The organism is Mesorhizobium sp. M0040 (assembly GCF_040323505.1).
GTDB lineage: Bacteria > Pseudomonadota > Alphaproteobacteria > Rhizobiales > Rhizobiaceae > Mesorhizobium.
Map to the genome: position 1 here is coordinate 43,763 of NZ_JAMYVA010000040.1, position 8,954 is coordinate 52,716.

At 60.4% G+C, this 8,954-nt stretch carries 11 protein-coding genes; 8 read left to right on the forward strand and 3 right to left on the reverse strand.

The genetic code is table 11. The features are described from left to right. Positions 1 to 28: 28 nt before the first annotated feature. From NKJ91_RS25555 to NKJ91_RS25565, 3 genes are all read right to left on the reverse strand, one after another. The gene (locus NKJ91_RS25555; protein WP_292663955.1) at positions 29 to 370 is read right to left on the reverse strand and encodes a hypothetical protein; all 342 of its coding nucleotides are present in this window, start codon (positions 368 to 370) and stop codon (positions 29 to 31) included. Positions 371 to 551: 181 nt separating this feature from the next. Further along, positions 552 to 1,001, reverse strand: a complete 450-nt coding sequence (locus NKJ91_RS25560) for a hypothetical protein (RefSeq protein ID WP_352457746.1) — start codon at positions 999 to 1,001, stop codon at positions 552 to 554. A 139-nt stretch (positions 1,002 to 1,140) separates the two neighbouring features. Beyond that, entirely contained in the window at positions 1,141 to 1,440 is a 300-nt protein-coding gene (locus tag NKJ91_RS25565) for a DUF1236 domain-containing protein (RefSeq protein WP_352457747.1), read from the reverse strand. Between the two features lie 424 nt (positions 1,441 to 1,864). Here NKJ91_RS25565 and NKJ91_RS25570 point away from each other — a divergent pair, with 424 nt between their 5' ends. From NKJ91_RS25570 to ggt, 8 genes are all read left to right on the forward strand, one after another. Then, the gene (locus tag NKJ91_RS25570; RefSeq protein ID WP_352448668.1) at positions 1,865 to 2,056 is read left to right on the forward strand and encodes a DUF3606 domain-containing protein; all 192 of its coding nucleotides are present in this window, start codon (positions 1,865 to 1,867) and stop codon (positions 2,054 to 2,056) included. Between the two features lie 102 nt (positions 2,057 to 2,158). After that, on the forward strand, positions 2,159 to 2,425 hold the full coding sequence (locus NKJ91_RS25575) for a DUF6894 family protein (protein ID WP_352448669.1): 267 nt from the start codon (positions 2,159 to 2,161) through the stop codon (positions 2,423 to 2,425). Positions 2,426 to 3,079: 654 nt separating this feature from the next. After that, complete coding sequence (locus NKJ91_RS25580; protein ID WP_352457748.1) at positions 3,080 to 3,457, forward strand: VanZ family protein; 378 nt, start codon at positions 3,080 to 3,082, stop codon at positions 3,455 to 3,457. Between the two features lie 537 nt (positions 3,458 to 3,994). Beyond that, the gene (locus NKJ91_RS25585) at positions 3,995 to 4,642 is read left to right on the forward strand and encodes a GntR family transcriptional regulator (protein WP_352457749.1); all 648 of its coding nucleotides are present in this window, start codon (positions 3,995 to 3,997) and stop codon (positions 4,640 to 4,642) included. Positions 4,643 to 4,728: 86 nt separating this feature from the next. Beyond that, positions 4,729 to 5,574 (forward strand): transporter substrate-binding domain-containing protein, encoded by an 846-nt coding sequence (locus NKJ91_RS25590; RefSeq protein ID WP_352457750.1) that lies wholly within the window; start codon positions 4,729 to 4,731, stop codon positions 5,572 to 5,574. An 85-nt stretch (positions 5,575 to 5,659) separates the two neighbouring features. Continuing rightward, complete coding sequence (locus NKJ91_RS25595) at positions 5,660 to 6,373, forward strand: ABC transporter permease (protein ID WP_352698118.1); 714 nt, start codon at positions 5,660 to 5,662, stop codon at positions 6,371 to 6,373. Further along, positions 6,370 to 7,089: an ABC transporter permease gene (locus NKJ91_RS25600; RefSeq protein WP_352457755.1), complete on the forward strand. Its 720-nt coding sequence runs from the start codon at positions 6,370 to 6,372 to the stop codon at positions 7,087 to 7,089. Before NKJ91_RS25595 ends, NKJ91_RS25600 begins: the two co-directional genes overlap by 4 nt. Positions 7,090 to 7,110: 21 nt before the next feature. Continuing rightward, positions 7,111 to 8,703, forward strand: a complete 1,593-nt coding sequence (ggt, locus tag NKJ91_RS25605; protein ID WP_352457751.1) for a gamma-glutamyltransferase — start codon at positions 7,111 to 7,113, stop codon at positions 8,701 to 8,703. Positions 8,704 to 8,954: the final 251 nt, after the last annotated feature.

An 8,954-nucleotide genomic window follows, 5' to 3' on the forward strand; every position in this document is an offset into this window, starting at 1 on the left:
ATGGTCAACAAGAAGATTGCGCCTTGCTTCAGGTGACCAGCGCGATTGTCGACGCAATCAGCATCAGCGCCGCGATGCCGACGAACAGCGCGTAGATGCGCGGCCGGTCGAGCAGAAGCGCATTGCCGGATATCCATGCTGCAGTGGCGCCACCAAGCGCGAAAAAGAAGGTGCTGCGGCGCCCGAAGCTCAAGCCGGCAGCCATCAGGCCACCGATGATCAGGGCGCCGAACACGATGATCACGGCGACTGCGTATTTTTCGAAATCGTTGCTGCCGGCGCTCGGGCCGATTGCGTTCAACCTCGACAGATCGTCCGGATCGAACGGGCTGGTCGACCCATATTCGTCTTGACCGACAGGCTCATGCATTATTCGTTCTCCGCAAACCGACAGCAAATCATCAAGCCTCGCCGAGCGCAACCGCTCGCCGAATGTGATCGGCACGGTGTTCAACACTTTCTGGCGACGGCTTGCCAGAGATTTTTGAATTCGCGCTTGGATCGCCGCCCCGCTGCGCGGCCTGGTCAAGCGCTTTGCCCGAGCTGAATCTTCATGCCGCCCTGGCCAAAGACTGCGTTGCCTGAACGGAAGCCCCAAGCACCGCCTGTGCGGTGTCGGCCTGCCTTTCATCGACATGCGCCAGCACCAGGATCACACCTTGTGCGGCATCCGGCTTGCCTGGCTGCTTGCCGGTACCGGACGATGTCCCGAAAAGCCTGCCGGCAACGCCGCCCAGGACTGCACCGACGAGGGCCGAGGCCAGCCATCCCGCGCCGAGGGGATCGATGCCGGGGATATCGAACGCGCCGAGGCCGGCCAACAAACCGGCCGCCGCGCCAAGGGCGGCACCGGTGCCTGGACCGCGCAAGACGGCGCCGATTTCGTCATCATAGGGTCCGATGACACTGATTTCGTGGCGGGCGATCCCTGCCGCCTGAAGCGCTTCGACGGCACGCGCCGCCTGGTCATGGGAATCAAAAAGTCTGCTGATTGTTCGCATTGAAACTGCCTGTGAGGTCCCCCGGCCCTCGACGGTACGGCGGGTTCCTGCTGAGCGACGACGCCGAGGAACCGCCTAACGCATACGTCGCCCGCCCCTCATTTGCGGGCGGCGGCCGACGACTGCCCGAGCTTTCACGTCACTCGATGATCTTGACGATCTTGCGCGTGCCTGGGTCGACCACGACGGTGCGATTGTCGACGATGACATAGCGGTATTTGACGCTGGGGACTTCATGAAGCTCGACAGTATCGGGGAGCGTCGAGCCAATGTTGAGCTCCACCCCAGGGATTTTCACCGAGGCCAGCGGCTGCTTTTTCACATACTCCTTGATGACCGTTTCCTGCTGCGGTTCGATGACAACGTCTTGCGCCGCAGCGGCGCCGATGCCTGCCAGCAGCAAAAAACCCGCCACCGCGGTGGAAAGATGCATTCTCATGGTCGTCTCCTTTGCGAACTCGGTCCGCTCTTCGCGCCAAGGCTCATTCGAACGGAAGGCAGCTGAAAACGTTCCGTCGACGGGGCTTCGGTCCCGCCCGGGAGGGACCAACCGACGTGTTGCCGCAGGACCTAAGTCTGATCCTTGCGCGCAAAGGGTGGGTTTGCCGCGTGACCCGGAACCGCCGCGGCACCTAGCCGTTGCTGGCTGCACATTCCGGGAGGATTCCATGGAAAAGGTCGACGGTTGCTCGCACCGGTCCTGGCTGTTTCCATTCCGATCGAACCCGGCATCTGCGCAGCCCTGTCCCTTCCTGCGCCGATAAGGGTTCGCGCGTCACTTTGTGGCGGGCGAACCCTCAAATTGCTGTGTGCACCAAAGTTGACCCCCCCTGAAGCGAAGAGAAGGGGCGAGGAGAGCGGAAATGGCCGATGACAAGAGCAAGCGAGACTTCAGCGACCGCAATCGCGTTTCGGCGGATGAATATTATGAGGTCGAACATTTCGCGCGGGAAAATGGTGTTTCGCCCAGCCAGGTGAGCAAGCTGATCAAAAGGACCGGTGGCGACCGGATGATCCTCTCGCAGGCGGTGAAGGCATTGCGCGAGCGCAAGTGAGCTGGCGGCGAAGCCAACGGTGGAGAGGCACTGATCGCGATCGGCCGAGATCCGGCCAGCTATCGACAACGTGCCCGGATGCCGCCGCTTCGGCCAAGCGCAATGCCCCGCTACTTCTTCGATTCCGATGAAGACGGAATCGTCTATTCCGACGATCAGGGAACGTTATATGACGATCTCCCGCTGGTCAGGAAAGAAGCCCTTCGCACATTGGCCGAGATGGCCAGGGATGGCCTTCCTCATCGCAGGATTGCAGTCAAGGTCCGGGACGACCGTGGCGGTCTGGTCCTTGAAGTGGCTTTGACCTTTGCCGTTGAAACGCGGCACTTCGACGAGCGGATTTTCCAGATCGACTTGCGCACGAACTGACGGCTCGATCATCATCGCGCCGACCATCATCAGATTTCTGGTGCAGCGGCATCTTCCCCTAGCGCGGAACATTAGAAGTCTCTAATTGTTATCTTAAGCAGCGGGAACCTCCCAGGATTCTGCTGCAGATCGGGTGCAACCCGATCGGCCCGCGCCCTCCGCCAGAGGCGCGGGCTTCGTTTGTTTAGCCGATGCGCAACGCCATGCGGCGGAAGCATATTGGAGACCTGCGGGAGCACTAGTAACATCAGTCGCTACCGTGGCGCCCTGGCGCCCAGGCAACGGAGCCCGTCGTCCGACAGGGCGGCGGGCTTTTTTGACGCGGGTCGGTCATCACGCAATCGATGGAATTCTGGCCGGCGCCGATTCGTGTGGCATGGGGTAAGGTGCCCTGACGCAGCGCCGGCCAAGCGGAAATCAGGTCCGCCGCAGCCAGATTGTAGCCGCGCTGGCGCAGCAGGTAATTGCGTGATCGCGGAAGCTACACCATGCAGAGCCCTCCCCAGCAGTTCGGCCTGCCAGCGGCTGACCCGAGGCATTCATTCATTCTGACGATGCACCGGACGCCCCGACGGCGGAAATTGGACACCGCGCTCGCTCTCGATTCAGCGGCCGGTGTTCCCTGCAGATTTCGGACGAAAGGCCATTCTATCCTTGTTGCGCCTGGATTCTTATCAGATCGTGGCAAGGATTGCCTTTCCGGCCGCGTTTGCCGGCGTTCTGCTGTTCGCCCTTCTGCCGGAGCAACTCCTGCAGGGCCTTGGCCTGGCTTTCACGTTTGATCACGACAAGCTCAATCACGCCGCCGCCTTCGTCATCCTGGCGGCTCTCGGAAGTCTCGGCTGGCCGGAACGCAAGGCGAAGCTGATCGTACTCCTCGTTCTCACGGGTGCGGCGATCGAGGGGCTTCAGGCCGTGCAACTGATAGGGCGCGACCCGGATTTATTCGACTGGGTGGCCGACTGCGCGGGAATCGCGTGCGGACTTATGGTTGCAGGCTGGACAAAGCGGCTCGCCGGCGGATTGCCATAGCTCGAAACCGCATAACGGAATCGGCGCGCCCGTGCCCCAACAGGGGAAAATGGCCGGCGCCACTTGGGGGGCGCGTTGGGGTAAGTTGCCTGATGGGGCGCCGGCCAGGCGGAAAAATTACGTCCGCCGCAAAGTAACATAGCAGGAATGGCAAAGCGCGGCAGTAGCGTGATCGCGGAAGGTCCGCGTTGGCGCCTCCGGTGCGGTGACCCGTTTTGGATCAACAAATCTGGCACCTGAATTGCACTGCAGGCAATGCCGGGGAATCCCGGCAATCGTCCCCGAATATGGGGCCTCGCCGCTTCGCAAATGGAGCGGCGGGCCTTTTTGCCGGACGTTGAAAAGCAGGCCGATCAGCGGCTTAGCTGATCACAGTGTGCTTAGCCCGATTTCCCCTACCAAGTGCTTATTCTCACAAGAGAAATTCTAAAGCGCCCAAGCATCGGTGCTTGACACAGGGTTTCGAAAATTGGATAAGTGGATACACAGATACGCTCTGATCGGACCAGGGACATGGCAGCTGACGCAATCGAGCCGTTGGGCATCACGACCGCCGAGGAGGAAGCTTATCGCCACATTCAGCGGGCCCTGAGGATGGGGCGTTATCGGGCCGGGGACCGGCTGATCCCGGAAGAGATCGCGACGGAAATCGGCATGAGCCGCATGCCGGTTCGCGAAGCATTCCGCCAACTGGCCGCGGAAGGTCTTGTGGTCATTCGCCCGAACCGTGGCTGCATCGTCGCCGGGCTTACCCTCGATGAGATCTACGAAACATTTGAAATACGCTCGGTGCTCGAAGGGCTGGCGGTGAGGCTTGCCATGCCGCACATCGATGTCGAAGTGCTTGAAGAACTGGAACGCCAGCTCGACCGGATGGAGCGCGCCAGCCAGACCGGCAGCAGCGACTGGGTCGTGCGCCATCAGGCCTTCCATTTGCAGATTTGCCAATTGAGCAACAGACCCAAGCTGGTTCGGCAGATTGTCAGCCTGCACGTCGTGATCGAGCCCTACCTGCGCATCTGGTTCGACTATGTCGACAAACCCGCCAGCGCGCGTGCCGAGCACGAGATCCTGATCGACGTGCTGCGGTCAGGTGATGCCGGCAAGGCTGAGATCGTCATGCGGGATCATATCGTCGAGACGGCGCCGCTTCTGGCCAACTTCGCAAGTCCCGGCCGCCGCTAGGGAATACCATCTAACTCGTTGAAGCCGGAAGATAATCCGGCACGACGAAAGGGAACTGCCATACCGGCAAAAAAGAGGAGAATGATATGAAAATTAGCCGCATCGCAGCCATTGCGTCGGTCCTGTTCGGCCTGGTCCAGGCCGCCGTTGCACAAGAAACACCAAAGGCAATTACCATTGCCACCGAAGGAGCCTACGCGCCCTGGAATTTCACAACAGCCGACGGCAAGCTGGACGGCTTCGAAGTCGATCTCGCCAATGATCTGTGCGGGCGAATGAAGATCGAGTGCAAGATCGTCGCACAGGACTGGGACGGCATGATCCCCGCGCTGACCGTCGGCAAGTTCGACGTGATCATGGCGAGCATGTTCATCACTGAAAAACGTCTGAAGATCATTGACTTTACCCAGCCATATGCGGTGGATCCCTCAGGTTTCGCGGTCGCCAAGGATAGCGAACTGGGCAAGCTCGGCATCTCCAACGAGCGGTTGAAGCTGGACAGTGAAGCCTCTGCGCAGGCGGCAATCGACAAGCTCAAGCCATTGCTGAAGGGAAAGATCATTGGAGTTCAGGCTGCAACGGCGAACCTGGAATTTGTGAAAAAATACTTCTCGGACGTCGCCGAGATTCGCGAATACAAGACCACCGAGCAACACGATCTCGATCTTGCCGCGGGTCGCATCGACGCGCTCTTCGCGCAACAGACAGCGCTGGCCGCCACGCTGAGCAAGCCGGAGTTCAGCGACTATGCGCTTGCAGGACCAGGATTTGTCGGGGGTCTCTTCGGTCTTGGCTCCGGGGCCGGTATCCGCAAAGAAGACACCAAGCTGAAAGACATGCTCAACGGCGCCATCGACGCCGCGACCGCCGACGGCACGATCAAAACCCTGTCGCTTAAATGGCTCAAGAGCGACGTCACTCCAGTCAAGTAAGCGCTTGCCGGCGAACGGCCATTCCTGACCACGTTCCGGAGCTGAGCCGTTCGTCCTGCCGGGGGTATCAATGCCGGGGGTATCAATGGTTGACGCATTCCGGCTGCTTGGTTTCCAGCACGGAGGTTGGGGGGCTGCTCTTCTCATGGCGGCCTCGGTCACAGTGCTCCTGTCTGTGCTGGGCTTTGCGCTTGGCGCTGTCTTTGGCGGGCTGGCAGCGGCCGGGCGTCTCCGCAACTCCAAAATATTGAGGTTCTTGGCCCTTGGCTATTGCACGGTTTTCAGGGGCGTGCCCGACCTTCTGACCATTTATCTGCTTTACTATGGAGGTAGTGTCGCCCTGACCTCGCTTGGTCATAGCCTGGGCGGGTCCGGATTCGTCGGCGTTCCGGCCTTTGCCACTGGAACCTTGGCTATCGCGATCATCTCGGGCGCCTATCAAGCCGAGGTCTATCGAGGGGCTTACCTCGCCATCGACCAGGGACAGCACGATGCCGCTTGCGCGCTTGGTCTCAACCGGCTGCAGCGGCTGCGACAGGTTATTTTTCCCCAGCTCCTGAGATACGCGCTGCCAGGTCTCGGCAATGTGTGGCAGTTGGTTCTGAAGGACTCGTCGCTGATATCGGTAATCGGCCTCGTTGAACTGATGCGCCAGGCGCAGATCGCTGCAGGTTCGACCCGTGAACCGTTCATCTTCTACATTGCTGCAGCCTTGCTCTATCTGGCTATCGCTTCCGTCACGGGCCACGCCTTTTACCGTCTGGAACGCAAGGCGCCGTGGCGCGTCCGGTCGGCATGATAGATTTCAGTTTTTTCCTCGAAATCCTGCCGAAGCTACTCGCCGGCCTGCCGCTCACGATGGAACTGGCCCTGACTTCCATCGTTGCCGGCTTCGTTCTTGCCGTCACATTGGCGCTTGCCCAGCAATCGGAATCGCCCTTCGTCGTCTTGCCGATCCGTGGCTTCGTTGCCGTGTTCAGGGGCACGCCTCTGCTGGTGCAGATTTTTCTGACCTATTATGGCCTTGGTCAATTCCGGCACCAACTGTCGGCAATTGGATTATGGGCCGTTTTCCGCGAACCCTACTGGTGCGCAATCATCGCGCTGACACTCAACACCACCGCCTATGGCAGCGAAATCCTCCGCGGCGCGATTCAATCGGTGCCACGCGGCCTTGTCGAGGCGGCCCGGTCTGTCGGCCTGTCCACCTATTTGACCTATCGGCACGTTATCCTGCCGCTGGCCTTTCGCCAGGCGCTGCCGAGTTACGGCAATGAAATCATCCTGATGATCAAGGGCACGTCTCTGGCTTCCATCGTGACCTTGATGGAGGTGACTGGAATTGCCCAGGGATTGATCTCCCAGACCTACCGCGCCTTTGAAGTCTTCATCTGCGCGGGCGCCATTTATCTCACTTTGAACTTCGCGATCATCCGTGCCTTGGCGGCACTCGAATACTGGATGTCGCGGCATCTGCGGCACCGCCCCTCGACGATGAGCGACGCCGCCTCTTGAGCACGATCAGAAGGGCATAGCATGCGAAATTTTGAGAAACCAACGCGCTCGGTCGTCGTTTCACGCGAGGCCATGGCCGCCACCTCTCATCCGTCGGCGACCCTGACGGCGGTGGAGATCATGGCGGCCGGCGGCAACGCCATGGATGCCGCCATCGCAGCCTGCGCGGTGCAATGTGTCGTCGAGCCAGCCTCGACCGGCATTGGAGGCGACTGCTTCGCTCTTCTGTCGCGAAACGGATCCGGCGAGGTCATCGCCTACAACGGATCGGGCAGGACACCCGCCGCCCTCACAATTGACTGGTTCCTCGAACGTGGCATGGCGGAGGTGGCCCGCAATTCTCCTGGCTCCGTCACCATCCCGGGAGCCATCGATGCCTGGACCAGATTGCACACTGATCATGGACATATGCCCTTCGATCAAATCCTGGCCCCCGCTATACGTTTCGCCGAGGAAGGGTACGCCATTTCACCGCGGGTCCATCGTGACTGGGCGTTGGAAGAAGAACTTCTGGCCTCCGATGTAGCCGCGAAACGGATTTTCCTGCCAAACGGCCGCGCGCCAGGCGTTGGCGAAGTGCATCGCCAGCCTGAGTTGGCTGCAACGCTGCGGCTGATCGCCAAGAAGGGACGAGAGGCCTTCTACACTGGCCCTGTGGCCGACGACATGGTCGTCTATCTTCGTGGGCTCGGCGGATTGCACACACTCGAAGATTTCGCCTCGGCAACAGGCGAATACGTGACCCCGATCAGCACCGCGTTTCGAGGCTGCGATGTGTTCGAATGTCCGCCGAATGGCCAAGGTGTGATCGCGCTGCTGATTCTAAATATCCTCTCGCGCTTCGAAGCGCACGGCGACCCGCAATCCGCGGACCGGCTTCACCTGGAAATCGAAGCAACACGCCTCGCTTACGCCGCGCGTGACCTGCTCGTCGCCGATCCTGATGCGTCCGAGGTCCCGGTGGCCGACATGTTGTCGAATGCCTGGGCCGATCGTCTGGCCGGCATGATTGACCTAAAGCGCGCCCGCGCGGACCTGCCGGCGTTCGATATGCCGCTGCACAGCGACACGGTCTATATTTCCGTTGTCGATAAGGATCGCAATGCGGTCAGTTTCATCAACTCGGTCTTCGACAGCTTTGGCTCGGGCCTGGTCTCGCCACGCTCCGGTGTCGTCTTGCACAATCGCGGGCAAAGCTTTTCGCTTGACCCCAAGCACCCCAATGCAGTGGCGCCGAACAAGCGACCTTTGCATACCATCATACCCGGGATGCTTGCGAGAGACGGCCGGGCAGAAATGCCTTTCGGCGTTATGGGTGGCTACTACCAGGCAATGGGCCATGCGCACCTGCTGACGAAGGTGCTCGACTTCGGGATGGATCTGCAGGAGGCGATTGATCTGCCGCGGGTCGCCCCCGTCAGCGGCACCATGAACGTCCAGGCCGAACACGGGCTCGCTGGCGAAACCGTAGCTGAACTTAGCCGACGCGGTTTCGAAATCATTCCGGCCACGGACCCGATCGGCGGTGCGCAGGCCATTCGCATCGATTGGGCAAACGGGACCCTGCTGGGCGGTTCTGAACCGCGCAAGGACGGCTGCGCCCTCGGTCTGTAGAGCGGTTATGGCCAGAGCGGGATCCAAGATGCCGAAGATGCTCTTCATCGTCATTTGGCCGGCGAGCAGGAGCCGCTGGCGCCATGGTCCAGATAATTTTTGCACGCCATCGACAATCCGATCGGCGCGAGGGTGTCACCCATGTCTTAGAGCCTGAATCAAAAAGAGTGTTTTGATATCAACTTCTTGCGAGCCTGCGGGTGAGCAGGCGAATGTGAGCGACGTATATCCAGGCTTCTGCGGAAGCGAGG

What these genes read in the sequence shown, in the direction of transcription:
- NKJ91_RS25555 (WP_292663955.1), bottom strand. Translation starts at nt 370, where the DNA reads ATGCATGAGCCTGTCGGTCAAGACGAATATGGGTCGACCAGCCCGTTC.
- NKJ91_RS25560 (WP_352457746.1), bottom strand. Translation starts at nt 1,001, where the DNA reads ATGCGAACAATCAGCAGACTTTTTGATTCCCATGACCAGGCGGCGCGT.
- NKJ91_RS25565 (WP_352457747.1), bottom strand. Translation starts at nt 1,440, where the DNA reads ATGAGAATGCATCTTTCCACCGCGGTGGCGGGTTTTTTGCTGCTGGCA.
- NKJ91_RS25570 (WP_352448668.1), top strand. Translation starts at nt 1,865, where the DNA reads ATGGCCGATGACAAGAGCAAGCGAGACTTCAGCGACCGCAATCGCGTT.
- NKJ91_RS25575 (WP_352448669.1), top strand. Translation starts at nt 2,159, where the DNA reads ATGCCCCGCTACTTCTTCGATTCCGATGAAGACGGAATCGTCTATTCC.
- NKJ91_RS25590 (WP_352457750.1), top strand. Translation starts at nt 4,729, where the DNA reads ATGAAAATTAGCCGCATCGCAGCCATTGCGTCGGTCCTGTTCGGCCTG.
- NKJ91_RS25595 (WP_352698118.1), top strand. Translation starts at nt 5,660, where the DNA reads ATGGTTGACGCATTCCGGCTGCTTGGTTTCCAGCACGGAGGTTGGGGG.
- NKJ91_RS25600 (WP_352457755.1), top strand. Translation starts at nt 6,370, where the DNA reads ATGATAGATTTCAGTTTTTTCCTCGAAATCCTGCCGAAGCTACTCGCC.
- ggt (WP_352457751.1), top strand. Translation starts at nt 7,111, where the DNA reads ATGCGAAATTTTGAGAAACCAACGCGCTCGGTCGTCGTTTCACGCGAG.